Source organism: Paraburkholderia sp. BR13444, assembly GCF_040948755.1.
Taxonomy (GTDB): Bacteria; Pseudomonadota; Gammaproteobacteria; order Burkholderiales; family Burkholderiaceae; genus Paraburkholderia; species Paraburkholderia youngii.
On the sequence record NZ_JBFPKM010000027.1, the window covers coordinates 31150 to 55993 of the forward strand.

The window sequence follows — 24844 nt, forward strand, 5'->3', positions numbered from 1 at the left end:
TGCGTGACTCGCTTGCGAGGCAACGCGCGTCGGTTCGGAACTCTTCGGCCTGTCACAAGGACCTTCAGCCGCGCGCCGCCTTAGCTCGATGCCAATCGCGGCCACCATGCCCCGCCGTGCGGCGGGGCATGCATGAGTTCGCCCCGCTGCGGTTCATACGTGCACTGCAGCGCGCGACCCTGTCGGGCATACGTCGGCACGCGCACGGCTTGGCATGGCGCAGCAACGTGCCTGCGTCGGACCTGAACGGTTGGCTGGGGCGCTCCCGGCAGTAGCCGCTTCGCGTTTGGAACGAACGCGAAACAGGCCTTTTGCGCCTGGCGCCCGGTTTTGAATGGCTTCGAAAAGGGAATGAAATGGGTTTGAAACTGCAAGGCTCGCACCCGCATAGCCTCGAGATCACGCGTCTGGCTGCCGCCGTTCGCGCGAATGCTGACGATGCGCGCGTCTGGCGCTGGTACGCCGACCTCATGGAAGACGGGCGCGTGAGTTGCACGCGTACGCGCAAGGGATGGCTGATCACCGTAGACGGTCGCTGCACGGTGGAAGATGAGTCGTTCGATTGCGCCGTGCGTCGAGCGGAGCAGACATGGAGTGACATCGCGCAGTCTCAGGTTAAGCTGCTCCGCCGCGGCAAGACCGCTGTGAAGACGATCGGCTCGAGTTTGCCGCAGCTTAGGTGAAGCGGCGAGGCAGGGTGCATTGCCGCATGCACGACGGGACTCCAGGGCATGGTTGCTCACGCTAAGCGCGCCGGAGATGACTGCGTTGATTGGCGGCCTGCGCGTGCTCAACGTCCACACGGGCCGGGACGCGCACGGCGTCTTCACAGAGCGTCCCGAAACGCTCACCAACGACTTCTTTCGCAACCTCCTCGACATGAGCACCGAATGGCAGCCGGTCTCGGCGGCGAAGGACGTGTTCGAGGGCCGCGAGCGCAACACCGGCAAGCTCAAGTGGACCGGCACGCGCGTCGACCTGATCTTCGGTGCGCACTCGGTGCTGCGCGCGCTGAGCGAGGTCTATGCGAGCGCGGACGGCGAGCAGAAGTTGGTGCGCGACTTCGTGGCCGCGTGGGTCAAGGTGATGAACCTCGACCGTTTCGAGTTCGCGTGAAGGAGGCACGGGTCACGCGACGAACGACGTATGTCGTCAGCGCGTGACTCGAGGGATCGGGCGAGGTAACCCAAGTGTTCTCTCGCGCATTCGAGGCCGACGCCCGAGAGATGCCGATCAGAATGAGGATGACTGCGGGTCCTTTGCGGCTGCGTTGGAGCCGTGAGCACCCGGCAGCGAGCCGAACATGTGCTGGCTGCATTTCGCCTCGCGCCATGCGGCACCCAACCTGGAACCGGACAGCACCCTGCGCGCGAGCGGAAGTATCTGCTCACCGGCAAGCATGCCTAGCAGGCCCATCAGCGCAATGGTAGGCGGCGCCGGCGACTGCACGCCGATCACACCGTAGACGACCCCGGCAAGGATGCCGGCCAACATGGAAAAGATATACGGTTTCATAGTGCGAGTCTCATTAAAGACCTGTCCCATTACAGGATTTACCCAGCGAATTCGTGAAAAGACTACCGGCTACTCTGCATTAAGAAAATCCCAATTAAGCGTTTTTAAGATTAATTATTTGGGAAATAAAATTTAATCCATTTTTAGTTGTTGCTGCCCCGTCTTCGCGTGTCAAATAACCGCAGCTGGATGCCGGATTGCCCAGCGCCAATGCACATCGGACGCCCACCGGCCATGCCGGCACGGCGACTCCCTCCTCTTTCCGGTTCAAAGGAAATACCCGTCATGAACAATTCGAAGCTCGAAGTACTCACTCCGCAGAACAGCCAACTGATCATCATCGATCACCAACCGCAAATGGCGTTCGGCGTGCAGTCGATCGACCGCCAGGTGTTGAAGAACAACGTCGTCGGTCTGGCCAAGGCGGCCAAGGTGTTCGACATTCCGACCACCATCACTACGGTCGAGTCGCAAAGCTTTTCGGGTTATACGTATCCGGAACTGCTCGACGTGTTCCCCGAGCACAAAGTGCTCGAACGTACGTCGATGAATTCGTGGGACGACCAGAAGGTGCGCGACGCGCTCGCGGCGAATCGCCGCAAGAAGGTGGTCGTGGCGGGTCTGTGGACCGAGGTCTGCAACACCACATTCGCGCTGTGCGCGATGCTCGAAGGCGACTACGAGATCTACATGGTGGCCGATGCATCGGGCGGCACGTCGAAAGACGCGCACGATTTCGCGATGCAGCGCATGGTCCAGGCGGGCGCCGTGCCCGTCACGTGGCAGCAGGTCCTGCTCGAATGGCAGCGCGACTGGGCTCACCGCGCGACCTACGACGCGGTGATGGCGATCGCGAAGGAACACTCGGGCGCGTACGGCATGGGCGTCGACTACGCCTACACGATGGTCCACAAGGCAGCACAGCGCACGGCCACGCCGCACGAGGTCCTGCCGGCTGTACCGGCACGCTGATCGCCTCGTCGCGATCGCCGAAACCGGGGCGATGCGCTCCGCGTGAAGGCGGCGGCAGCGCATGCGATCCACCGATCGCTGCGCTGCAGTGCATCTCCCGCGAGGTACTCGGGTTGAACCGCGAGGTCTCGCATCAGCATTCCAACCTCACAGAGAGACTGATCGAATGGAATCTTATCTGCTGTCCCTCGCTGCAGGGATGCTGATAGGCGTGATCTACAGCGTGATCAAGGTCCGCTCACCCGCGCCTCCGCTCGTTGCCCTCATCGGCCTGCTTGGCATGTTGATCGGCGCGCAGGCCGTGCCATCCCTGAGGCAGTTGTTGGGCTTTTAATCGAACTGATAGAAACGAGGAAACGCAAATGGGCGCAACCGCAACCCATCCCGATCTGATTTTGCATAACGGACGGTTCACGACACTGGATCGTTCGAACCCGGTCGCCAGTGCCGTGGCGATTGCCGACGGCCGCTTCGTCGCGGTCGGCAGCGAGGCGGAGGTCATGCCGCTCGCGGGCCGCGCGACCAAAGTTATCGATCTCGGTGGCCGGCCGGTGCTGCCTGGCCTGATCGACAATCACCTGCATCTGATCCGCGGCGGTCTGAACTACAACATGGAGCTGCGCTGGGACGGCGTGCGTTCGCTCGCCGTTGCGATGGAGATGCTCAAGCAGCAGGTTGCGGTCACGCCCGCGCCGCAATGGGTGCGCGTAGTCGGCGGCTTCACCGAGCACCAATTCGAAGAGAAGCGGCTGCCGACGCTCGACGAGCTGAACGCCGTCGCGCCCGATACGCCCGTGTTCATCCTGCATCTGTACGACCGGGCGCTGCTCAATGCCGCCGCATTGCGCGTCGTCGGCTATACGAAGGACACGCCGGAGCCGCCGGGCGGCACGATCATGCGCGACAGCGCGGGCAACCCCACCGGGTTGCTGCTGGCGAACCCCAATGCATCGATCCTGTACGCGACACTCGCGAAAGGCCCGAAGCTGCCGCTGGAGTATCAATACAATTCGACGCGCCATTTCATGCGCGAACTCAATCGCCTTGGCGTGACCGGCGCGATCGATGCCGGCGGCGGCTCGCAGAACTATCCGGACGACTACGAAGTCATCCGCAAGCTCCATGATGCCGGCGAAATGACGGTGCGCATCGCGTACAACCTGTTCACGCAAAAGCCGCAGGCCGAAAAGGAAGACTTCGTGAACTGGACCGGCTCGGTCAAATATCACGATGGTTCGGACTACTTCCGCCACAACGGCGCGGGTGAAATGCTGGTGTTTTCGGCGGCTGACTTCGAGGACTTCCGCGTGGCGCGCCCGGAACTGCCGCCCGGAATGGAAGGCGAACTCGAAGGCGTGGTGCGGATACTCGCACAGAACCGCTGGCCGTGGCGCCTGCATGCGACCTACGACGAAACCATCAGCCGTGCGCTCGATGTATTCGAGAAGGTCAACAAGGACATTCCGCTCGACGGCATCAACTGGTTCTTCGACCACGCGGAAACCGTTTCGGAGCGTTCGATGGATCGCATTGCAGCGCTCGGTGGCGGCATCGCGGTTCAGCATCGGATGGCCTACCAGGGCGAGTATTTCGTCGAGCGCTACGGCGCGCAAGCGGCGCAAGCCACCCCGCCCGTCGCGAGAATGCTGGAGAAGGGCCTTAAGGTTTCGGCCGGCACCGATGCGACGCGCGTCGCGTCGTACAACCCGTGGGTGTCGCTCGCATGGCTCGTGAGCGGCAAGACGGTTGGCGGTCTGCGGATGTATCCGCAACGTAACCTGCTCGATCGCGATACGGCGCTGCGCATGTGGACCGAGTACGTGACGTGGTTCTCGAACGAAGAGGGCAAGAAGGGGCGCATCGTGGCCGGGCAGCTCGCCGACCTGATGGTTCCCGACCGTGACTTCTTCTCGTGCGCGGAGGAGGACATTGCCGGTACCACCGCGTTGCTCACGGTGGTCGGCGGAAAGATCGTCTGGGGCGCGGGCCCGTTCTCGCAACACGATCGGCCGATCCCGCCTGCCATGCCTGACTGGTCGCCGGTGCGCCAATACGGCGGCTATGGCGGCTGGGGCGCGACGCAGCGCGACGGCGCGCCGCTCGCAGGTGCCGCCGCCGCCGCGATGTGCGCCTGCGCGAGCGCCTGCGGTTTGCACGGCCATGCGCACGCGAGCGCGTGGGCCAGTGCATTGCCGACTTCGGACGCAAAGGGCTTCTGGGGTGCATTCGGCTGTTCCTGCTGGGCGATCTGACATGACGATATGGAACGGCCGCGGCAACCCCGCATGGGTTCGCGCGGTGCTATCGCAGCCTTGGGTTGGGCCGCTCGTGCGTCTTGCGCTCGTGTCCGCCTACCTTATCGGCGGTATCAGCAAAGCGCTGAACTTCGAGGGCGCGATTGCGGAGCAGGCGCATTTCGGCCTGCACCCGGCCGCCCTGTGGGCCGCTCTCGCGGTGGCGGTCGAGATCGTCGGCTCGCTGTGCGTGGTATTGCGCCGCTTCACGTGGAGCGGCGCAGGCGGCCTCGGCATGCTGACCGTCGTTGCGATGCTGGTTGCCAACGACTTCTGGAACCATGCCGGCGTCGAGCGCTTCATCGCGCTCAACAGTTTTTTCGAGCATCTGGGACTGATCGCGGGGCTCGTGCTCGCGACCCTGCTCGACGATACGCAGCGTCCGGCCGGCGAGAGCCGCGCCTGACCGATTGATCAGTACGATGAAATATCAAGGAAATTCCGCTATGAAAGCCATTCGCACTGCCTTAGTTGCCCTGATGATCGCGGGCGGTCTCGTTGCCGCGCCCGTTGCTTTAGCGAAGCCGCCCGTGATGCCGATGGAATCGCCGTCGGTCGCCGTCGGTCCGCAGTACGACACGACGCACGTGTACGTGGCACCAGAGGACTTCGACCGCTTCACCGACAGCTTCGTGGCGACGTTCGGCGGCAGCAAGTCGAAGCAGGGTGTGTTCCAGGTCACGCCGACACCGAGCCAGACGATGTCGCAGCTCGTCTTTACCCCGGCAGGCACGATCTCCGTGTTCGGCTTCAAGACGCCCATGCCGTATCCGTTCGGCGCGGAGCGCACGGGCTACCTCGTGACGGACATGGACGCGGCGGTGAAGTCGGCACGCGCACTCGGTGCGGATGTGATCGTCGATACGTTCCCCGACCCGATCGGCCGCGATGCGATCATCACGTGGCCAGGCGGCACCAACATGCAGCTGTACTGGCATACCGAGGCCCCGCATTACGACAAGCTGCATACCATTCCCGACAATCGGGTCTACGTGTCGCCGCAAAGCGTGCACAAGCTGGTCCACGATTTCGTCAAGTTCTCGCACGGCAAGGTGGTGTCCGATGATCTGAAGGCGCCAGGTGTCGAGATCGGCAGACCTGCAGACACTTATCGCCGCATTCGTATCGAATCGCCGTTCGGCAAGATGACCGTGCTCGTGACGGACGGTCATCTGCCTTACCCGTTCGGGCGCGAAATGACCGGCTACGAAGTAGCGAATCTGACCGATACGCTTCAGAAGGCGAAGGCCGCTGGCGTCAATGTGCTCGTGCCGCCATTCACCTCGGCCGGCCGTGATGCCGCGATCGTGCAGTTCCCGGGCGGCTATATCGCCGAAATTCACACGGGCGCGGCGCAATGAAGTCCGAGGACACGATACTTGCCGCGATCGCCGGCTTCGTCGACACGCTGAGCTTCGTTGCTCTGTTCGGTTTGTTCACCGCACACGTGACGGGCAACTTCGTGTTGATAGGCGCCGACATCGCTGGCTCCGGGCAGGGCGTTCTGCTCAAGCTGATCGTGTTCCCCGCGTTTATCGGCGGGGTCGTTCTCAGCAGCCTGCTCGTGCGTTGGCTCCCGCAGGAACATGCGCGTCAGGGCGCACGCCTCCTCTATGCGGTGCAGGCCGTGCTGATATTCGGCTTTTGCCTCGCCGGCGTATGGGCGACGCCGATCAGCCGGCCCGACAGCTTGCCCGTCATCCTGGCTGGCGTCGTGGGTGCGTTCGCGATGGGTGTGCAGAATGCGCATCCGCGCCTGGTCCAACGCCCTGGTGTGCCCAACACCGTCATGACGGGCAATGTGACGCAAGCCGTTCTGGATGTGATCGACATGCTGTCGCCGGGCACGCCCGACAGCGTGCGCACCGCGGCGCGCTCGCGCTTCGGCTCGATGATGCCGGCCATCGTCGCGTTCGCAGTCGGCGCGGTAGCCGGCGCACTAGGGGTGGTCTATATGGGCTTTTGGGCGCTGCTTGCGCCGGCGTGTGCCCTCGTCGGGCTCGCGGCGATCACGGGAGAACATGAGCGCGCGATTGCACCGGGGCACTCATGAATCCAGGCGGTGCAGGGAATCATCCTGCGGAGGCTCGGCGCGTGAGTGGGACAGGCCAACACAAACATAAGCCGACAAAGGCAAGGAAATCCATGGTATCGAAGACGATGCGCGCGCGCCGATGCGCGCAGGCCGCGCGCTTGACGGCCATCGCCGGGCTGCTGCTGGCGGGCGCCGACGCGGCGTTCGCGCAAACGGCTGCGCAACCGGTTGCAGATGCGAGCCTCGCGGCTGACCCGGTCGGCGCGACCGCAGGCACGGCAGTGAACGACGCCGCATCGAACGACGCGTGTAACGTCAAACGTCCTGCCGTGATGTTCAACCGCTGGCAGGAGGACTGGTCGGTGCTTGCGAACCCCTGCGTTCCGCGCAAGCCGCTCGACAGCCTCAAGTACATTCCGCTCGGCGGCGACCCGGCCTCCTATCTGTCGCTTGGCGCGAACCTGCGTGAGCGTATCGAAACCAATGACGCACCGCTGTTCGGTATCGGCACCGCGCGCTCGGATACCTATCTGATTCAGCGAATCGAAGTGCATGCCGATGCGCGTCTCGCCGAGCACTGGCAATTTTTCGTGCAACTCGTGGATGCGCGGGCGTTTGGCAAGAACGTGGTGACACCGGTGGACAAGAATCCGCTCGATCTCGAGCAGGCATTCGCGGCCTACACCGGAGCGGTCGGCGGCGGTACGTTCAAGTTTCGCGTTGGCCGCCAGGAAATGGCATTCGACTTGCAGCGCTTCATTGCCGTGCGCGATGGCCCGAACGTACGACAGGCGTTCGACGCCATCTGGGCGGACTACGAATACCAGAAGTGGCGCTTTATCGCCTACGCAACGCAGCCCGTGCAGTACCGCAACGCGACCGTGTTCGACGATGTGTCGAACCGCAATCTCACTTTCAGCGGCGTGCGTTTCGAGCGCCAATCTGTCGGGCCGGGTGACATGTCCGGCTACTGGTCCCGCTATAACAACACCAACGCGCGATATCTCGACGCTCAGGGTTCCGAGCACCGCGACGTGTGGGACCTGCATTATTTCGGTACGCGCGGCGGTGTCGATTGGGACGCCGAGGCGATGTTGCAGACGGGAACAGTCGGTAATAGTACGGTTCTCGCGTGGGCGGTCGGCTCGATCGCGGGGTACAAATTCGACATGCCGTGGACGCCGCGTATCGCAGTGCAACTAGACGCGGCGTCTGGCGACCGGCACCCGCATGATGGTCGGCTCGAGACCTTCAATCCGCTATTTCCGAACGGCTATTACTTCACGCTAGCAGGCTATACGGGCTACGCGAACCTTATCCATATCAAACCATCGATCACGCTCAAGCCTTCGGCCAGTCTCACACTGCTTGGCGCGCTGGGCTTCCAGTGGCGCGAGACGACAGGCGACGCCGTTTACCAGCAGCCGAATCAGCCCGTGCCGGGCACGGCGGGCAAGGGCAGTCTGTGGACAGGCATGTACGTGCAATTGCGCGCGGACTGGACGATTGCGGCCAACCTGGTGGGTTCGGTCGAAGCGGTGCACTTCCAGGTGGGAAACTCGATTCGTGAGGCGGGCGGCCGCAATGCCGATTACGCGGGCGTCGAACTCAAGTACGGGTGGTAGGACTTGTCGGCTATCGTGCCGATTCCGGTGGCGTCAGGAGCGTTGACGGGATCGCGCCATTGGTCTACGTCGTTCAGGCTTTGACCACGGCTTGCCAGATGGACGAAAGGGCTCATTGTTCACGCGCTCAAGGCTAACAACTCGCCGAGAAAGCGAACATCGCCTTCGAGAGGTTTTTGAACTGCCCGCCTGGCGGCGTGCTCATCCGACGCGCATTGGAACTTCTCCGCGACGTACGTCCGGGTGCATTCGAACAGGCTATACATCGCCTCCGGCCCATCGATACAGACATTGACAAGCGACTTCGAGACAAGCTCATCGATGTTTTCAATCAAGCTGCCTGTCGTCACTGTCATGTCGTTGACGACTCCACGCAGCGAATCGAAGCTAAACGGTCCGACGAACCGGCAAAGTTGAACGAGCAGGGACTGGGCCGGGTCGCTCAACAGGTCGAAGCTGACATCGAAGGCCGCCCGTAGACAGCGATGCCGCGCCGTCGCAGTGCGGTATCCCCCGGATAGGAACGACAGTCCATCGCTCAGCAGCCGTTGCACGCCTTCGACGCCCAACAATTCCGCCCTGCCGGCGGCCAACTCGATTGCGAGTGGAATACCATCCAGGCGCTGACAAATCTTTGCGATACTCGCTATCTCGCCGATGCGAGGGACAAACCTCGGATGCATCTGCCGCGCATGGTGGACAAACAGCTGGACAGCTGGGCTGTCCAACATCTCGTCGCAACGGTCCGTCAGTTTGGGAACGCCAAGCGGGTTCACCCGGAAAACCGTCTCGTTGCGAATCTTCAGCGGCTCCCGGCTCGTCACCAGGAACTGGATATTCAGGCTTGCCGCCAACAATGCTTCCACGATTTGTGCAACCACTGAGATGACGTGCTCCGCACCATCGAGTACCAACAACCACGGCGCATTCGACAGCGCTGCGCCCAGACGCTCGGAACAGACGACGTCCTCCGGCATGTCGACACCGCAACCGTACGCGATGGCTCTCAGCACCTCGTCGGTCGTGGCTGCGGATGAAAGATCGACAAAGGCCACCGTCGCCGGGCATGACGGCGCTATCCGATAGGCGAGTTCAAGCGCAAGACTCGATTTTCCGACACCACCTGTGCCCGTCAGGGTAAGCACCTGGGAGTCGACCAATGCCTCGGCTGCCTTGGCCACGACCACGTCTCTCCCGACGAGATTCCCGACGCGGCGCGGGAGCGGCCGCGGACTGGCGGCAGTACGGAGTTTCGGCTGTATGTCCCGAGACGGGGCCAACCGGTAGCCACGGCGCGCGACCGTGACGATGAGGTCCCGGTCATCACCCAGCGCCTTGCGCAGCGCAGAGATGTTGACGTCGATATTGCAGTCTTCGACGACGGTGCCGGGCCAGACCGTCTGCATCAGCTCGGATCTCGACACCACTCGACCGTTTGCGGAGGCGAGCGTCGCCAGCAGGTCGAAGGCGCGCGAGCCCAGTCGCAGGTCCTGGCCATCGCGCCGCACGCATCGCGCGTTCATGTCGAGTTCGATCCGGCCGATTTTCATAAGGTCGCCTCCAGCAGGGGAAATAGACGCGCGTGTCTTCGCCAGCGGTCAGTGGTGAAGATATGCCGGCTACCGACGGAGTGCGCGCTTTATAACGCTGCTGGCGTGTCTGAACGCAGCGTCTGTCGGGCAGGTGTCAGCCAACCCATCGAAAACCATGAAGTCATGATCGTGCCGATATAACGAGCGGCGTTCACTCTGACGCCTGCGCGCAGGAGCTTGCGGGCATATTCTTCGGCGTCGTCTCGCGTAATGTCGTTCTCTGCCGTGATGACGAGTGCGGCGGGCAGGTCTTCGAGTTCGTCGGGTTTCGACTTTATCGGCATCGCCGCCGCGAGTGACCGCGATCTCTCAGGAAACTGTGACTCGATGAAGCGCTCCAGCGCCCTAGCCGTCATACCGGGCCCCGTCGCAAACTGACGATATGACTGCGTGGTGGCGTCTGCCGACAGGATGGGGCAAAACAGCACTTGCAGGCGCAGACTCGGGCCATGCCGGTCTCTCGCCCATCGCGCTACGACTGCAGCGATGTTTCCGCCTGCACCATCGCCGGCCACCGCGATCGCGCGACCATCGAGCTGCAGCACTTCGGCATGTGCAACGACGTATTGCAGCGCGGCGTATGCCTCTTCGTTCTGTGTCGGGAACAGGCCTGAGGCGCGGGCGAACAACGAACGAAGACAACCGCCACCTCTGCTTCAGCCGAAAGGCGTGAGACGAGCCTGCGGTGGGTTGCGAAGCTCGCCATGCGCCAGCCGCCGCCCGGAAAGTAGAGCACAACCGGCAGTAAGCCCGGCGCGCCGGCCGGTCGCACGATGTGCACGTCAATGGCGCCCGTCGGTCCGGTCTTGAAGCTCAGCGCTTCGGTAGTGACGGCATACTCGTCTGCGCAACTGTCGTCACTGTCGGCGCAGCCGGGGAATGATGGCTATTGGGCGAGCAGCGAATCCGGATGCATGCCGGCTTCGGAGACCAGATCGAGAAACTGCTGCACTTGTCAGATCGGAAGGTTAGAAGAGGCGCCTGCCCTCCGGAAGCCGGACGCCACGCAACCCCACGTTGCAGAAATCGCAATGGAATGACGGTCTCGGGCGGTGTGTGCGCGTGCCGGAAAGCCGTTGATTTGCGGCTGGTGGGCCGCTTTTCGGATTCGCACGCTGTCGGTTCTCCATGTGCTCCCGGACCGGTAAGTGGCACGGCGACGGAAGGACCGTCACCGTCCAGATCAGGTCCGCAGCGAGCGTGGAACACGTTCGCGGCGAATCCGCACGGGCATGCGCTGCCCCAGGCGCACCCACGCGAAAATCGGGTTGCCGCCGGCGAGCAGGTCGCGGCGGCTCGGGGGCTTGTCTGGATCGGCACTGCTGCTGGCGAGACGTTCTTCACGCACTTCGATCAGCGTGCCGATCGAGAGGAGCCGCGCCTTCGCGTGGTCGCCCACGCGGACTGTGGAAAGCTTCGTCTCCTCGAGTAGCCGTACACCTCGTGCTTCGCGTCACACGCTATGCAGATGGCGGCTTAATGTCCCGAAGTTGCCAGGCTCAGCCGGTTCGTCACGCCAGTGACGCCCGCGACTTGCTGCGCGTGTTGCTGCGCGAGATCGATCTGCGCCGCTTCGGGCACGGAGCCTTCCAGCGTGATGGCGCCCGACTTGGCGACGACCGACATATGCGAAGCGTCCACCCCGCCTGCCTTGATGATTGCTTTACGAACGTTGGTGGCGAAATGACGGTCGGCAGCACGCTCGGCCTTCTGCTCTGTCTTACGCTGCGCCTTGACCGGATCCTTCGGCACGGCGGGACGCGCCTGAACGGGCGGCAAGTATGAGACCGCCGCGTCGTCGGCGAACACGCTGCCAGCGTAGCCCGTCAACAGAACGATGGTAGCGAGTGCTGCGGCCGGTTTGAGCTTCGAATACAGTTTCATCGGGTCGATCTCCTTGATTGGCGAACCTTTTGTCCGCCGTTAAAAATTTGAAGCTCGCGCGTCCGCGCGAATGATGCCGCGTCAGAGCGGTCATCGAACCCTTGCAGCTTATGGATCGCGCACCTTAAAGTCCTTGATAAAACCTGAAGTGTTATGAATAGCTCAGATCATCCCAATGCGGGTACCTCAGAGTGGCCGGCACTCCAACGTCCGCAATGGCCCACAACTGCGCATTGAGCATCGGGCAGGTTTCGGAGTGGACCGGTCGTTCAAACGACCGCCGCATGACTCAGGCGAGCGGCGGAAAGTGGCCGATTGGGTGAGGTCGCCAATGGCCGTTTTAAGGCCTTCCAGTTCGCAAAACAAGGAGTCGACTGACTGACCGCTTTTGAGAGGGCCGTCTGACCGGAGTGGGTCGTCAAGGCTCGTTTGCAGCTCCGGGAAGCCGACATTCGAATCCACCGCATCGCGACAGCAAGGCGGCTAGCTGCAGACGCATGGCGGCCGAATGGCGAGCGTCGGCAATGGCCGATCTTCAGTCGCTCGATTTGCACGTTCGTGGGCGGCCGCGGTAGCTCGTGGGGCGTTCTTGTTGGCTGCGCACCGCCGGATGATGACCGCGACGACGGAAGATTTACGGTTGAAACTTGTCAACTTCGGAAGTTATTTGAGTAACAGCACGGTGCGGGCGGCCAGTTTTGACCTTGAAATCCAGTCAAAGCGGAAGTTATTTGGTTGAATTTTCGGAAGCCAATCGAGTTCCTCTACACTTCCTTCCGAAAACGTCCTTTAAGTCGCTGATTTAAGAGCGGTTTGTGGGTAACGGTGTGCTTGCCGCTTCCAGCGATGTCCCGCACAATTTCCGCATGAATCGTGGGTAGGAACGTGGGTTTCGTGGGTAGGAGCGGAGGGCAACATGGTAGGACGACAGTTGCACCGGCTCAGCGCATTGCGGGTCGCCAAGGAGGTAGCGCCGGGCCACTACGGCGACGGTGGCGGGCTCTTCATGCAGATTGCCGATAGCGGCGCGCGCTCATGGGTGCTCCGCTTCTCGATCGATGGACATGTGCGGGAAATGGGCCTCGGTCCGCTTTCGCGAGTCCCGCTGGGCGAGGCGCGGAAACAGACCGCAACTTATCGGGAGATGGCCAGAAACAAGGTTGACCCGATCCTTGCCCGGCGTGAACAGCAGCGGCGGCAATTGCTCGATATCTCGGTCGACGCCAATGTGACGTTCCGCGAGGTCGGCGCGCTGTCGGCGTTCTATCACGACTCGCTCGACATCAATAACCCGCCGACTGTGCCGGCGCCGCTCCGGGTTGCGATTTCCCGCGGTTTCATCGATGAGGGTCTGTCCGGCCGGGTTCGATGCACCTTGCATGCATCAGCCGCGTTGAGCTTAAGCGTATGCACGGCTGGGCCAGGCAGGAACGGCGCCGCATCGCCGCGCACCCACGTTTCATGTCCCGCGAGGAAATACGGCGACAGTGGATTGCCCGACTGTCCACCGGGCATCTCGAAGATGCCGTCCTGCTCACGCCCCGGCGACACCGCAAAACGCTCGGATGCGCCGAACACAGGTGACTGCACGCGCGGCATATTGATGTCGCCCGGCAGCGGATCGTCCGGCGTGCTGAGCCAGCTGCGCACCCACGGCAGCCACGACGGCACGATCCGCGCGAACGGATGCGCGATTGCCGAGCGGTTGCGCTCGCCCCAGCGTGCATCTTCAAGCTTCGTGCCCATCGGCAATTGTGCGATCGAGCGGTCGATCCGATCCAGCACGAACGCACGCCAGTCCGCGAAGCCCTCGGGTATCCACGCGTGCTGGCCGGCGAGTGTCTCCATTGTCGCCTCGTAACGCGAGTTCGCCGCGCGATAGCTGAGTTCGGGTGCGATCGCGCTCATTTGCTTGTCGAGCGCACCGAACCAGGCGTCGTACAGCGAGTAGTAGAACGCGCGCACCAGCCGGTAGCCGACCGCAGTCACATCCGCATGACCATCCCAGGTTTCGATGAGCCGGCGGAATGCCGCGCGTTTGGGATGGCCCTTGAGAGCGGTCGCGTCGAGCGCGTCGAGCGCAGTGCGTCGCCAGTGTTCGATCCAGAAAGCCCGGTCGTCGGTCTGCACCGCCAGCAAGTCGCGTTCGGTCGCATGCGGCATCGCGAGCAGATCGTCGCGAATCTGTGTCGCACGTGCGCCGAGGTCGGTGCCCGCATCGCCGATGCGTGCTGCCTCGTCCGGTGGCAACGTCCGGTTGTTCGCAGTCCAGATGCGGCCCGCCGGCGGATCGATGCGCAACGGATACGCATCAGGCGGCAGATACCCCTCCCAACCGCTATACGTGTCGGAGCGAAACGGGAAGGCGGCGAGCGCCGCGGCATCCGCATCCAAATCGGCAAAGCGCGGCAAGGGGCCGGCGAGCGTCCAACCGATATGGCCCTGTGCATCGGCCACCATGAAGTTCTGCGTCGGCACGCCGGAGGTCTGCGCAGCGTGCAACGCGTCGGCGACGTTCGACACGCTTTCGAGCCGTATGAGGTTCACGTTGATCGCCTGCGGATCCTGCGCAACCCAATGCAAGGCATACGCATGTGGGCCAACAACGATCTGGGGCCCCCAGCGGGTTTGCACGACCGGAAGATCGACGCTCGCGCCGCCGTTCACGTCGAGGCGCTCATGGATCACCTGCGCCCTCTGCCAGCCGCCGTCGGGCACGCCATAGCGAAGCGGATCATCCGGGTCGCGCATCAGTTCGACGAGATCGATGAACCGCCCATAGCTGTTCGTGAACCCCCAGGCAATATGGCCGTTGCTGCCGGCCACGACGAGTGGCGTTCCTGGCAGGCTCCCCCCCGTGATGTGCCGCGCGCCGCCATCTGGCGCCGGATAGATCAGCGATAACCGGTACCAGATGTTCGGCAGCGACAAGCCGAGGTGCATGTCGCTCGCGAGCAGCGCGCGCCCGTCGACGCCGTGCACACCGTCGACCGCGAATCCATTGCTGCCGACCATCGAATTGGCGGAGGCCCCAGCGTCGATGAATCCGGGCTCGCCGCTCAATAGCCCGGTGGACTCCGTGCCGAAGTCCGCGGCGGACCGCGCTGCTGGCAGCCACGGCGGTGGCGTCGCGGGCAGGGCGGTGGGCGACGGTGCGAATGCGCGCATGTCGTCGAGCGGAGCATCCCAGCGGCTCGTTGCGGGCAGCAGGAACGCAAGGAGGTCCGCAGGCACTCGCTCGCGCAGCGTCGCGCGTGACAGCACGTGCGTGACCTGGCCGTACTGCAGGTCGATGTACATGGCATAGACGGCGAGCAACGTGTCCTCGGGGCGCCACGGGACCGGTTGCGTGCGCAGTAGCCAGTATTCGAACGGTCGCGCGCGAAGCGAGCGCAGGCCGTCGTTGACGCCCGCCGCATAGCTTTCGATGAGTTGCCGCTGCTCTGCGGGCAACGCGGGGAGCGCCGCCCGCGCGTGTTCGCGAAAACGCATAGGCCGGTCGCGCCGGTCCAGCTCCAGCGCTGCCGGACCAATGAGCGCGGCCATCTCGCCGGCCGCGACCCGACGCAGCAAATCCATCTGAAAGAATCGGTCCTGTGCGTGAACGAAACCGGTCGCATACGCGACATCGTCACGCGTGCCGCCTTGTACCGTCGGCACGCCGAGCGCGTCGCGCGCGATCGTCACCGTTGCGGATACCGGCGCGTCGCGCGTGCCGTCGAGTTGCGGCAGGCTCGCCCGCAGAGTCAACCCGGCTGCCACCACCAACGCGGCCACAGCGATGATGACGGCGCACAGCAGAATCAGCGGCCAGGCGCGGCGCCGCTTTTGCGGGAAAGGCTCGAACGGATCATCGTGGATCATGCGGGGGTCGTCCAATGCTTGCTGGCTTGCTGCAACGGCAATCTGATCGCCGAAATGCCTTGCGACCATAGCATGGCCGTGTGGTTGTCGCCGGCTGCGCCCACCTGGCGGTCTCCGACTCCGACACCGAGCAGGTCTCAAACCCGGCGTTCGCGCGCACCGCCGCGGCCACGAGCGAAATCATTGCGACCCGCGATAGAACGCTGGAAGGTTGCGGCGCTGACGCGCTCATCAAGGTTGACGGCCGCGACGCCGCGAGGCTTCGCCGGTCTCAGCATGTCCACCTCTGCGTCGAACCGGGCGAGCACGTCGACGGGACGGCAACATCCCGTGCCGGCGCGGGGCGGATGAAAACCCCGAGTGGAAGAGGATACGATTCGCCGGATGTCACGGGTAGTGGCGTCGGTGCGGCGGGCAGTAGCCCTTCGACGCGATCTTCCAGGCGCAAGGCCAATGGTCTGAATATGGGTACCCGTGACGGCGCGAACAGCGACGTCAACAGACCACGGAACGGCCCAAGGCAAGACGGCCAGTAGCCAGCCGGTTGCACGCGGCGTCATTCGCCGCGGCCGTGATTGTCGTTACGCACCGCAGCATCGAGTGCGGCATCGCTCTCTGCTTCACCATCACCGGATAACTGCCGATCTTTACCTGCAAGTGCACGCCCGAAGCCTGCCGAACGCAGACAGGCGAGACCACAGTTCGCCCTGCGCAAGGGCGGTGGGGCGCGCACGGAAGCTGACGAAAAGCCGGACTCCGTTCGCATTATCGTTTCCGTGGTCGGTACCCGATAGTTCAGTCTCGGCGACTGGCGGCCGTAGGGCGCAGATCACTCCGAGATTTGGAACGTCGTTTGCTCAGATGTCTCCGTCGGCGGTGGCACACTGCGCTTGCGCTTCGAAAGCCTCAAGTGCATGGATCAATTTTCTGTCGTGGACCCGATCGTTGATGAGCACCATTGCACCGCAGACTGTTACGCGCGAAGCGCGTGATCGACGGCACCGGTAGAGCAGAGACGGTAGAAATGCAAAAGAACATGGTGTGGGCCGACAACGCGAAGTCCGTTGTCGCAGCCAAACGCCCCCACGTAGCAGCGCTGCTCGCGCTGGCGCTGGCGGTGTCGTCCGCATTGAGCGGCTGTAGCTCGTTGTACTCGGAAGGCGCGGTTGCGGGCGCCGGTATCGCGGGTGCCGCGGTCGCGGGCAAGGTCACCAGCAATGCGGCGGTCGCGACCGGTATCGGTCTTGGCGCGGTCGCCGCCGCGCGCGCCGGCGTGCAGTACTCGGAGCGCGTGGTCCACACGAATACGCAGAACAGCATCGCGCAGGCGGCCGGTCCGCTCGAGGTCGGCGCGGTCGCTCCCTGGAGCATCACCCACTCTTTCCCGATCGAAGACGACGAGCACGGCCGCGTGACCGTCAGCCGCCTGATCAGCACCGGCGCGCTCGACTGCAAGGAAATCGTCTTTTCCGTCGATCAGAACGCAACACGCGACAAGCCCGCGAGCAGCGCGTTTTACATCGCGTCGGTTTGCCGTGACGGTAAGGACTGGCGTTGGGCATCGGCCGAACCCGCCACCGAGCGCTGGGGTGCGCTGCAATGATATTGCGTTCGCCTGGCGTTCCGAGGGGTGATCGGCTGCGGCTCATCGCGGCCGGCGCGCTGTGCGTTGGCGCGAGCCTGCTGGCGAGCGGCTGCGCGTCGATCGGCGCCGCGAGCGGCGCGGCGGCGGGTGTCGCTTCGGGCATCGTGACCAGCAATCCGGCCGTCGCGCTCGGCGTCGGCGTGGCGGTGCAGGCCGCCACCGACGAAGCGGTCGCGCGCTACATGCGCAGCATGCACAAGGATCAGCAGGATCTGATGGCGGCGCTGGTCGGGACGATGGCGGTCGGCGAAACGAAACCGTGGTCGGTCAAGCACACGTTGCCGATCGAAAACGGTCACGGCCAGGTGCGCGTGACGCGCGCGGTCAATTCGGCGCTCGCGCTGTGCAAAGACTTCGTGTTCTCGGTGCAGGACGGCGACGGCCTGAACGCGCCCGAGAGGTGGTTCACGGCGAGCGCGTGCCAGCAGGACAAGGGCTGGAAGTGGGCGACGGCCGAGCCGGCGGTCGCACGCTGGGGCAACCTGCAATAAAAAAAGCGGCGAGTGTTTGTCGCTGCTTCTTGCCTCCGTCATTAACGACGGCAGGCCCCATCGTAAGCAGTTCCTGGAGGACGCAGTCCACCTTGCGCGCGCAGGGCAGCCCCCGATGACCAGGATGCAGTCCTGATGGGGCTGCATCGTTGAGCACAGCCCCGCGTGATAGATCGAACGCTAGCAGGAGTGATTTAACGTCGCTCTGTACATCGGAGAAGCGGCGACGTCTTCCAATCAATCGTCACGCCATAGCACACGGGTCGACAGCTCCCGCATAGGAAGCGGGTGTGGATCGATCGACGCTACCTTGCGGCGAACACGGAGACCCCGCCATTGACGAATCCATTTGCGGCGCAACTCGGGCATCCTGCTGGCGATGTCGCCGAAGAGTAGGGAACGAAAATCAGCCCTGTCGCCGGGTCGACTGCAACCGAATGCGCATTGTTACCAGTGTTCAGGCGAGTGACAACGCTGCGGGAACCGGCGTCGACAATGGTTAGTACCGGCGTACACGGCGATGCGGCCGAGCAGGCGCCATTCGTCGAGGCATTGCCGGAAGAAGTCCAACGGCTTGCCGCGTTGTAGTAGCGATTGGTGGACACATCGTATTCAAGCTGATCACCTCCACCCGCGTTGAGGGACGCCAGGAGAGCGCCGTTTGAACGATCGATAATCTGCATGAGCAACGGCGCGCCAGTCGTCCCTTCTCGGCAACCGACCGCAATATCGTTCCCAGGCCCGAGCGCCAACCCAGTAGGATCGCAGTTACCTTCCCCATACATCGCGACGCCCGCAAGGGTTGTATAGTTCTGCGTGCCGCCGTTTGGTATTGCGCGAACAGATGCTCCCGGCAGTTTTACGAGTTCACCATGAGGATTCGTCGTGCTGCCGTCTACGTTCACGTAGAAGTTGTCGCTCGTGGCGTCGTACCGGCAGGCTTCGAGTCCGGCAGTGGGTTTACCCGCGTTGTCAGTGAATGTGACCTTTGCCACGACGGTCTGAGTTGCCGTGTTGATGAATGTCGCGAAGGGCGGGTTCTCTTCCGGACTCGAGATCATGAAGATGCCATGGGTCGAATCGAGACAACCTTCATCTGCGCGCACGCCGGTTGTGCTGACCACTATCTTGCTTATCACTGCCCCTGCTGCAGGGTCGACGATCTTCACAGAATTCACGTCCCCCGCATAGATGAGGCTGCCGACAGGCGTCGCGCCGTCCGGACCGGCCTGCGAATTTGGACCGGGTCCAAGTCCCGTAAACGCGAGCGGACCGCTCCCCTGGATTGCCTTGACGAACGACTTCGACGGAATGTCGATCTGATCCAGCGAAGCGTTATTTCTGTCGGTAAAAAAGTAATGGCTACCGGAAACGACGCCGATATCAAAGGAAAAGTTGACGCCGGTCTTGATGTTCGGCACGGCAATGTCGGATACATAATGCGGCCCGCTTGTAAGGTTGTCCCCGCCGCCACAGCCCGCAATAACGACCGCCACCGACGCAACCGCCATTGCATTTGCCCAAATGTACCTTCGCATCGCCCACCTCCTCTGTTCGTTGAAATATGTCGAGCTTCGTCAATGCGTCCGTAACAGTGGAGCATACGCTTTCCATTAAGTAGTCGTCCGTATCGTATTCACCAGGTATCAAACGTGATTTGCTTCAGTTTTTCATAAGGTTTCCGTGGAGCGTTGCCGCTGCCGCTGCCCTGAACAAGGCGACTCCGCAAATGCAGAGCGGAACTTTTAGCCATTCAATGTCGCGAAGTTCGCCATACCACTATGCTCGGGCTTCGCGCCAAAACCAGCTGACAAGAGGGCCCGTCGCGGCGAGATGCAATCGGTTAGCACCGGTTTGCACGCCTCCATGAAAGCGCGTTCATTTGCGAGCCGTGAACACGTCGCTCAGCTAACTGCAGACTGATCAGACGCGCGCCGTCGGAGTCGATTCTGGAATGTGAGCTGAAGGATGCACCGGGCCATTGTCCCGATGCACAGCTGGCGACCATGGTTGACGGATGTCGAGTGGTGTTTTCGATGAACAAACTCCAGCCGTCGCTCGGTGCACCGCTTGGGACTCAATTGTGCGGCATCTTCGCACTCCTGGCCGTCGGCATCGGGTGTGCGAGCTAAAAGCGCTCCACGCGACGCGTCGGCCGGCGGGCCACGATAGTCGAGTGTGAGTCGTCAGGGCTGATGCTCCTTCTTCACGCGTGGTTGCATGCAGCATCCCGCGGCGCTGGAAGCGCGAGGCAGGACTACGCTTCTTTTGTGTCAAAGATCAGAAGATCTACACCTGCCTGCGCGAAGTTGCCGAGATCTGCCGCAGTCGCCTGGCCTTCGGGCTGGTCAACGACTTGATGGCGTCGACCGAGTCGAAACGAAGCATGGGCGACGAGGTGGTAAGGCGAGTTGCCTTGGGTTAACGCCACCGGCCCCGCACTGATCTCATAACCTTTCAGGCCCGGCAGTGTCTTCGCCAGTGGCACATGGGTCGACGCGTAGTAGTCATCGAACGCCTTGGCATCCGTTTGCTTCTTATAAAGTGCGACGAGCTGGGCCATGATTTCGTCTCCTGAAGCCGACCTTGAAAGGGTGGTTTCTTCTCCAGCCAGCGCGGATCCGTAACACCGTCTGCGGTTGAGCCGATGGGCAGCTCGTTGAGTCTATGACACCTCCACGAGAGTTCAAGCCCGTTCGGAGTGCTGCGCTCACGCAGTGCGCGAGCGCGTCCCACGCGAGCGGCGGCAACGCAACACCACATTCCCCCTCATACTCGACGACAACTTAATTGCTGGCAACGATGATTGCCCCCGCCGTGCACATGAAGGCGGTCACAGACGGCGAGTTCGAGCGCGTCGTTGTGGACGCCACCGCGCGTATCGAGCGGGAAGGTCCCTCACTGGCAGACCTGGTACGGTCCCATGTCGAGATGGAAGTGTGTCCGATGCAGCACGTTGTAGTCGGGGCCGAGCACAGCATGAAAGTAACCGCACGTTCCTTCATGAATGCGAGCCAGCAGGCGACCCGCGCGGGAGTCCGCGTTCCAGTCGTTTGCGATCGTGACGCGCGAGCCGCCCGCGAGATAGAAGGCTTCGACGTCGATGGCGTTGGCGTAGGCGTGTTCGCTCAAGCGCCCATCCGCCGCGTGATTAACGTTGCGGCAAGCGTAGCTGCCGATGTGATCAATGCGCTTAATGGCTTCACCGTAGAGCGAAAGCGCTGCCGGTTGCCAGACGTGGCGCTCACTCATCGCAAGTGCCAGCGCCAACGGGCATGTCGCCAGAAACGCGTGATTCACGCTCGCGTATGCGAATCTCTCAACGCGTACTGCATGCGCTACATCGCAACCCTGCGGTGTCGTCTGGTCTGCGACAGGGATGAATTGCAGCCCGGAAGTTTCCAGTGCCACCATACAGCGTGTTGGATCGTGCGTCGCCCGCCAGAACTTCCACGGCGTGAGCGGGCCAGGTTCGGCACGCACATCGAGCGGCAGGAACGGATTGTCGCGCTCCGGCACGCTGATATATCCTTCGTAGACGAGCCACGTCATCACCGCGGCACTCAACGTGGCGAACAGCAAAAGGATGGCGACGACGCGGGCCATCATAGCTCGAGCGGCCCGGCCGGTATCGCCGGCGAGAGCAGTGCGTCGCGAGTGTTCATCATGCGTCGAGTGTATTAAGAGCGCAGCTATGCGGCGGCTTTGCTAACCTGCTTTATTGCGTATAAGAATCGTCGATTACGTACATGACATCAACGCAGTAGTCATCCTCTTTTGCGATCAAGGGGACCCGTGAGACATTGCGGCGGGCGGCCGTTGCCACGCTTGCGCCTATGATGTTGCCATCATGAGGAAGCGTAAATCTTTACACAGTTATTGGGGGCGAAGTTTTGACGTTCCCGGGTGAACGTCCATGTGCAGCGGGATCTGCGAAGACTCAGAACTGATAACACTCGTTGAACTAACCCGCTGACGCGGGAGGAGGCGGTTGGCTGGCGACTTCGACTCCGGGATCATCCGCAGGGCACATCCGTTCGAGTGGGACGATGGCAGTGCAGTTTGCTGTCCTGACCATTCAGAGCGGAGTCCACCATGACACCTTTACGTCGACGCATGATCGAGGATATGCGCGTGCGCAACCTCGCGCCCAATACGCAACGCGCGTATCTCCAGCAGGTGAACAACTTTGCCAGGCACTTCGGGCGGTCCCCCGAACTGCTGGGTCCCGAGGAGGTGCGCGCCTGGCAGGTGCACCTGACTGAAGTCCAGCGGCGCTCATCCAGCACGCTGGTGGTGGCCACCGCGGCGCTGCGCTTCCTGTACCACGTCACGCTCAAACGCGAGTGGGCGGTCGAAGAACTCCCGATCGCGCGGACGCCGCGCAAACTCCCGGTGATCCTCAGTCAGGAGGAGATCACCCGGTTCCTTGAAGCGATCCGTAGCGTCAAGCATCGAACCGTACTGATCGCGGCCTACGCGGCCGGCCTGCGCATCTCGGAAGCCACCCGGCTGAAGGTCGGCGATATCGATAGCCAGCGCATGATGCTGCGTGTCGAGCAGGGCAAAGGTCGCGCCGACCGCTACGTGATGCTCTCGCCACGGCTACTGGAGGTCCTGCGCAGCTACTGGTGTATCGGCCGGCCCCAGTACTGGCTGTTTCCCGGCCGCTTCCCGGATCAACCCGTGGGGGCCGACGTGGTGCGGGAGGCGTGCCATGACGCCCGTCGCCGTGCCGGGATCACCAAGCCGGTCACGCCGCACTCCCTGCGTCATGCGTTTGCGACGCACCTGCTCGAATCCGGCACGGACGTGCGCCTGATCCAGCTGCTGATGGGCCATCGCAGCCTGGCCACCACGGCGCGCTACCTGATGGTCGCGACGAGCACGATCTGTGCGACGGCCAGCCCGTTCGAGCGGTTGCCGTCGATGTCCCCGCAGGCTTCACGCGAAGCACCTGTTGACCAGGCCTGAACCGCGATGAAGGCCCCGCTGGAGCTGGCGGACATCCTGCACCGCCATGGCCCGGCCTACCGGCAACAGCATGCCGACTCGCTCGACCGCGAGCAGCGCCGCGTCATGCGTGCCATCGAGCAGTGCCGGACGGCGGCCCTGGGCGGTCACGTCGAACAGTGCGACAGTTGCGGACATCAGCGCATCGCCTATAACTCGTGTGGCAACCGGCACTGCCCGAGGTGCCAGTCGCTTGCCCGGGCACGTTGGCTCGACCACCGTCAGGCGGACCTGCTGCCGGTGCCGTACTTCCACGTCGTCTTCACCGTTCCGCAGGAGATCGCCGCCATCGCATTCCAGAACAAGCGTGTCGTCTACGACATCCTGTTCCAGGCAACGGCCGAAACGCTGCAGACGATAGCGGCAGACCCCCGGCATCTCGGCGCCACGATCGGCTTCATCGCGCTGCTGCACACCTGGGGGCAGAATCTGGTCCACCATCCGCATCTGCACTGCGTCATCCCGGGCGGCGGCCTGACTGCCGACGGCACGCGCTGGGTGGCTTGCCGGCCCGGATTCTTCCTGCCGGTGCGGGTTCTCTCGCGCCTGTTCCGCCGGCTGTTCCTCGAGCGCTTGCAACATGCCTTCGATACCGGGGCACTGCGCTTCTTCGCGTCGCTGGCCCACCTGTCCGAGCCGGGCGAGTTTGCCCGCTATCTTTGCGGCTCGCGCCAGACCGAGTGGGTCATCTATGCCAAGGAGCCATTCGGTGGTCCGCAGCAGGTCCTCGACTATCTCGGGCGCTACACCCACCGCGTCGCGATCTCGAACAGCCGGCTCATCAGTCAGGGCGAACGGCACGTCACATTCCGCTGGAAGGACTATCGCCATCCGGCCAGACCACGCGTGATGCAACTCGACGCCCACGAGTTCCTGCGCCGCTTCCTGCTGCACGTGTTGCCGCACGGACTGCAACGGATCCGCCACTACGGACTGCTCAGCAACCGGTTGCGTGAGGCCAGCCTCGCCGCATGTCGCCGTCTGCTTGACGCACCGCCCCCCGATATCCGGCTGACATCCGGACCCGACTACCGCGACTACCTTGCGCAGCTGACCGGCCGGTCACTGCGCGACTGTCCGGTCTGCAGACACGGTCATATGGTCTGCGTCGAATACCTCCTGCCTGGCGCGCCGCCGCGGGCGCCGCCGTACCCGCAATGAGGTACGAACGTACACCCCTACCGGGCGCCGGACCCGGCACATCCTGCGGATCCGCGCGGCAGGCTTGCCCATTGCGGCCGCAGCGCACCTTTCTCCTGCACCCCGGGCCGCTTGCGGACGATCAAGTCTGGTCGTGCCTGCCCGATCGTGCATCCGGATCCTTTCCTGCCGTCGCTTTGCTTCCCGCAAGCGGCGGTCACAGCCGCCACGGCACCGATTCAATTCCCATAGCCACCGACACTGGAGCGGCTTAGCTCAAGGAATTTTTAGCAGGGCAGAAACGGCTCGTTTGCGGAGCCCTTATCCTGCTCACTGCGCCGTTTCCGCCCTGCTAAAAATCCTCTGGATTATCGCGGCAATCCGCTCGCCTGCGACTACTCTGTAATCCCCCTCGCCACGAGGCGGAGCGGGGCGCCACTTACCTCCAGCCGCCGGTCGAGCCGTCAAGGGCACATAACGGGCCGATGACAGTAGTTCGGCCAAAGCCGACTGTCGCGCGTTGACTCCGATATGCCCGCTCACTGCTGCTCACCGGCCGCTCGCCGGCAATTCGAGGCGAATGACCGCTGCGAGTTCAACGAATGCGTACTAGCGTCAAGGGTTGTTCAGCGTCAAGGGTTGTTCAGCGTCAAGGGTTGTTCGCTGCCTGCCCTGATTCTGATCACTGTGAGCGCGCGGCGACGCGTGCGGGCAGGCGGCGAACAAGCCTCGGGGGAGGAAACCGCGGAGTGGACCGGGACGCCCGGAATTCCG

At 63.0% G+C, this 24844-nt stretch carries 21 protein-coding genes and 2 pseudogenes; 14 read left to right on the plus strand and 9 right to left on the minus strand.

From position 1 onward, the window contains the following. Positions 1-356: 356 nt before the first annotated feature. Both AB3X95_RS37895 and AB3X95_RS37900 read left to right on the plus strand, forming a co-directional pair. Complete coding sequence (locus AB3X95_RS37895) at positions 357-683, plus strand: hypothetical protein (protein ID WP_013092661.1); 327 nt, start codon at positions 357-359, stop codon at positions 681-683. Between the two features lie 43 nt (positions 684-726). After that, positions 727-1116, plus strand: a pseudogene (locus AB3X95_RS37900) (catalase-peroxidase); the annotation flags it as partial. A gap of 117 nt (positions 1117-1233) precedes the next feature. Here the strand turns inward: AB3X95_RS37900 and AB3X95_RS37905 are convergent. Beyond that, positions 1234-1515: a XapX domain-containing protein gene (locus tag AB3X95_RS37905; protein ID WP_176126488.1), complete on the minus strand. Its 282-nt coding sequence runs from the start codon at positions 1513-1515 to the stop codon at positions 1234-1236. A gap of 285 nt (positions 1516-1800) precedes the next feature. Here AB3X95_RS37905 and AB3X95_RS37910 point away from each other — a divergent pair, with 285 nt between their 5' ends. The 7 genes from AB3X95_RS37910 to AB3X95_RS37940 all read left to right on the plus strand — a co-directional run bounded on the left by AB3X95_RS37910 (position 1801) and on the right by AB3X95_RS37940 (position 8441). Further along, positions 1801-2487 (plus strand): hydrolase, encoded by a 687-nt coding sequence (locus AB3X95_RS37910; protein ID WP_176126486.1) that lies wholly within the window; start codon positions 1801-1803, stop codon positions 2485-2487. 166 nt (positions 2488-2653) lie between these two features. Beyond that, positions 2654-2821 (plus strand): DUF1427 family protein, encoded by a 168-nt coding sequence (locus AB3X95_RS37915; RefSeq protein WP_013092658.1) that lies wholly within the window; start codon positions 2654-2656, stop codon positions 2819-2821. A 28-nt stretch (positions 2822-2849) separates the two neighbouring features. Next, the gene (locus AB3X95_RS37920) at positions 2850-4739 is read left to right on the plus strand and encodes an amidohydrolase (RefSeq protein WP_176126484.1); all 1890 of its coding nucleotides are present in this window, start codon (positions 2850-2852) and stop codon (positions 4737-4739) included. A gap of 1 nt (position 4740) precedes the next feature. Beyond that, positions 4741-5187, plus strand: coding sequence for a DoxX family protein (locus AB3X95_RS37925; protein WP_368623918.1), 447 nt, complete (start codon positions 4741-4743; stop codon positions 5185-5187). A 40-nt stretch (positions 5188-5227) separates the two neighbouring features. Then, a complete protein-coding gene (locus AB3X95_RS37930) occupies positions 5228-6142 on the plus strand; it encodes a glyoxalase (protein ID WP_368623919.1) in 915 nt (304 codons plus the stop codon). Then, complete coding sequence (locus tag AB3X95_RS37935; RefSeq protein WP_368623920.1) at positions 6139-6834, plus strand: YoaK family protein; 696 nt, start codon at positions 6139-6141, stop codon at positions 6832-6834. Before AB3X95_RS37930 ends, AB3X95_RS37935 begins: the two co-directional genes overlap by 4 nt. 92 nt (positions 6835-6926) lie before the next feature. Continuing rightward, entirely contained in the window at positions 6927-8441 is a 1515-nt protein-coding gene (locus tag AB3X95_RS37940) for an alginate export family protein (RefSeq protein ID WP_368623921.1), read from the plus strand. Between the two features lie 119 nt (positions 8442-8560). On the opposite strand, the gene AB3X95_RS37945 is transcribed toward AB3X95_RS37940, so the two are convergent. From AB3X95_RS37945 to AB3X95_RS37960, 4 genes are all read right to left on the minus strand, one after another. Continuing rightward, positions 8561-9991, minus strand: a complete 1431-nt coding sequence (locus tag AB3X95_RS37945) for a winged helix-turn-helix domain-containing protein (RefSeq protein WP_368623922.1) — start codon at positions 9989-9991, stop codon at positions 8561-8563. Positions 9992-10080: 89 nt separating this feature from the next. Next, a complete protein-coding gene (locus AB3X95_RS37950) occupies positions 10081-10662 on the minus strand; it encodes an alpha/beta hydrolase fold domain-containing protein (RefSeq protein ID WP_368623923.1) in 582 nt (193 codons plus the stop codon). A gap of 554 nt (positions 10663-11216) precedes the next feature. Further along, entirely contained in the window at positions 11217-11432 is a 216-nt protein-coding gene (locus AB3X95_RS37955; RefSeq protein WP_184226702.1) for a hypothetical protein, read from the minus strand. Positions 11433-11509: 77 nt separating this feature from the next. Continuing rightward, positions 11510-11917 (minus strand): BON domain-containing protein, encoded by a 408-nt coding sequence (locus AB3X95_RS37960; RefSeq protein WP_184226703.1) that lies wholly within the window; start codon positions 11915-11917, stop codon positions 11510-11512. A gap of 916 nt (positions 11918-12833) precedes the next feature. Between AB3X95_RS37960 and AB3X95_RS37965 the strand changes: the two are divergent. Further along, a pseudogene (locus AB3X95_RS37965) lies at positions 12834-13094 on the plus strand (Arm DNA-binding domain-containing protein); the annotation flags it as partial. A gap of 89 nt (positions 13095-13183) precedes the next feature. On the opposite strand, the gene AB3X95_RS37970 reads toward AB3X95_RS37965, so the two are convergent. Beyond that, positions 13184-15781 carry a penicillin acylase family protein gene (locus tag AB3X95_RS37970; protein ID WP_368623924.1) on the minus strand — a complete coding sequence of 866 codons (2598 nt, stop codon included), beginning with the start codon at positions 15779-15781 and terminating at the stop codon, positions 13184-13186. Between the two features lie 1024 nt (positions 15782-16805). On the opposite strand from AB3X95_RS37970, the gene AB3X95_RS37975 reads away from it, so the two are divergent. Together AB3X95_RS37975 and AB3X95_RS37980 are read left to right on the plus strand one after the other, a co-directional pair. After that, entirely contained in the window at positions 16806-17384 is a 579-nt protein-coding gene (locus AB3X95_RS37975; protein WP_176121213.1) for a hypothetical protein, read from the plus strand. Continuing rightward, positions 17381-17917: a hypothetical protein gene (locus tag AB3X95_RS37980; protein WP_368623925.1), complete on the plus strand. Its 537-nt coding sequence runs from the start codon at positions 17381-17383 to the stop codon at positions 17915-17917. Before AB3X95_RS37975 ends, AB3X95_RS37980 begins: the two co-directional genes overlap by 4 nt. A 305-nt stretch (positions 17918-18222) precedes the next feature. Here the strand turns inward: AB3X95_RS37980 and AB3X95_RS37985 are convergent, their stop codons facing one another. From AB3X95_RS37985 to AB3X95_RS37995, 3 genes are all read right to left on the minus strand, one after another. Continuing rightward, positions 18223-19455, minus strand: a complete 1233-nt coding sequence (locus tag AB3X95_RS37985) for a hypothetical protein (RefSeq protein WP_368623926.1) — start codon at positions 19453-19455, stop codon at positions 18223-18225. 719 nt (positions 19456-20174) lie between these two features. After that, entirely contained in the window at positions 20175-20480 is a 306-nt protein-coding gene (locus AB3X95_RS37990) for an EthD family reductase (RefSeq protein ID WP_368623927.1), read from the minus strand. Between the two features lie 335 nt (positions 20481-20815). Further along, a complete protein-coding gene (locus AB3X95_RS37995) occupies positions 20816-21526 on the minus strand; it encodes an extensin family protein (protein ID WP_368623928.1) in 711 nt (236 codons plus the stop codon). A 486-nt stretch (positions 21527-22012) separates the two neighbouring features. On the opposite strand from AB3X95_RS37995, the gene AB3X95_RS38000 reads away from it, so the two are divergent. Further along, positions 22013-22891, plus strand: a complete 879-nt coding sequence (locus AB3X95_RS38000; protein ID WP_368594375.1) for a tyrosine-type recombinase/integrase — start codon at positions 22013-22015, stop codon at positions 22889-22891. Between the two features lie 6 nt (positions 22892-22897). Next, entirely contained in the window at positions 22898-24091 is a 1194-nt protein-coding gene (locus AB3X95_RS38005) for an IS91 family transposase (RefSeq protein ID WP_368594374.1), read from the plus strand. Positions 24092-24844 lie beyond the last annotated feature (753 nt).

Bases quoted from the DNA above. Each gene is read 5' to 3' on its own strand.
- AB3X95_RS37895 (WP_013092661.1), top strand. From the start codon at position 357: ATGGGTTTGAAACTGCAAGGCTCGCACCCGCATAGCCTCGAGATCACG.
- AB3X95_RS37905 (WP_176126488.1), bottom strand. From the start codon at position 1,515: ATGAAACCGTATATCTTTTCCATGTTGGCCGGCATCCTTGCCGGGGTC.
- AB3X95_RS37910 (WP_176126486.1), top strand. From the start codon at position 1,801: ATGAACAATTCGAAGCTCGAAGTACTCACTCCGCAGAACAGCCAACTG.
- AB3X95_RS37915 (WP_013092658.1), top strand. From the start codon at position 2,654: ATGGAATCTTATCTGCTGTCCCTCGCTGCAGGGATGCTGATAGGCGTG.
- AB3X95_RS37920 (WP_176126484.1), top strand. From the start codon at position 2,850: ATGGGCGCAACCGCAACCCATCCCGATCTGATTTTGCATAACGGACGG.
- AB3X95_RS37925 (WP_368623918.1), top strand. From the start codon at position 4,741: ATGACGATATGGAACGGCCGCGGCAACCCCGCATGGGTTCGCGCGGTG.
- AB3X95_RS37930 (WP_368623919.1), top strand. From the start codon at position 5,228: ATGAAAGCCATTCGCACTGCCTTAGTTGCCCTGATGATCGCGGGCGGT.
- AB3X95_RS37935 (WP_368623920.1), top strand. From the start codon at position 6,139: ATGAAGTCCGAGGACACGATACTTGCCGCGATCGCCGGCTTCGTCGAC.
- AB3X95_RS37940 (WP_368623921.1), top strand. From the start codon at position 6,927: ATGGTATCGAAGACGATGCGCGCGCGCCGATGCGCGCAGGCCGCGCGC.
- AB3X95_RS37945 (WP_368623922.1), bottom strand. From the start codon at position 9,991: ATGAAAATCGGCCGGATCGAACTCGACATGAACGCGCGATGCGTGCGG.
- AB3X95_RS37960 (WP_184226703.1), bottom strand. From the start codon at position 11,917: ATGAAACTGTATTCGAAGCTCAAACCGGCCGCAGCACTCGCTACCATC.
- AB3X95_RS37970 (WP_368623924.1), bottom strand. From the start codon at position 15,781: ATGATCCACGATGATCCGTTCGAGCCTTTCCCGCAAAAGCGGCGCCGC.
- AB3X95_RS37975 (WP_176121213.1), top strand. From the start codon at position 16,806: ATGCAAAAGAACATGGTGTGGGCCGACAACGCGAAGTCCGTTGTCGCA.
- AB3X95_RS37980 (WP_368623925.1), top strand. From the start codon at position 17,381: ATGATATTGCGTTCGCCTGGCGTTCCGAGGGGTGATCGGCTGCGGCTC.
- AB3X95_RS37985 (WP_368623926.1), bottom strand. From the start codon at position 19,455: ATGCGAAGGTACATTTGGGCAAATGCAATGGCGGTTGCGTCGGTGGCG.
- AB3X95_RS37990 (WP_368623927.1), bottom strand. From the start codon at position 20,480: ATGGCCCAGCTCGTCGCACTTTATAAGAAGCAAACGGATGCCAAGGCG.
- AB3X95_RS37995 (WP_368623928.1), bottom strand. From the start codon at position 21,526: ATGATGGCCCGCGTCGTCGCCATCCTTTTGCTGTTCGCCACGTTGAGT.
- AB3X95_RS38000 (WP_368594375.1), top strand. From the start codon at position 22,013: ATGACACCTTTACGTCGACGCATGATCGAGGATATGCGCGTGCGCAAC.
- AB3X95_RS38005 (WP_368594374.1), top strand. From the start codon at position 22,898: ATGAAGGCCCCGCTGGAGCTGGCGGACATCCTGCACCGCCATGGCCCG.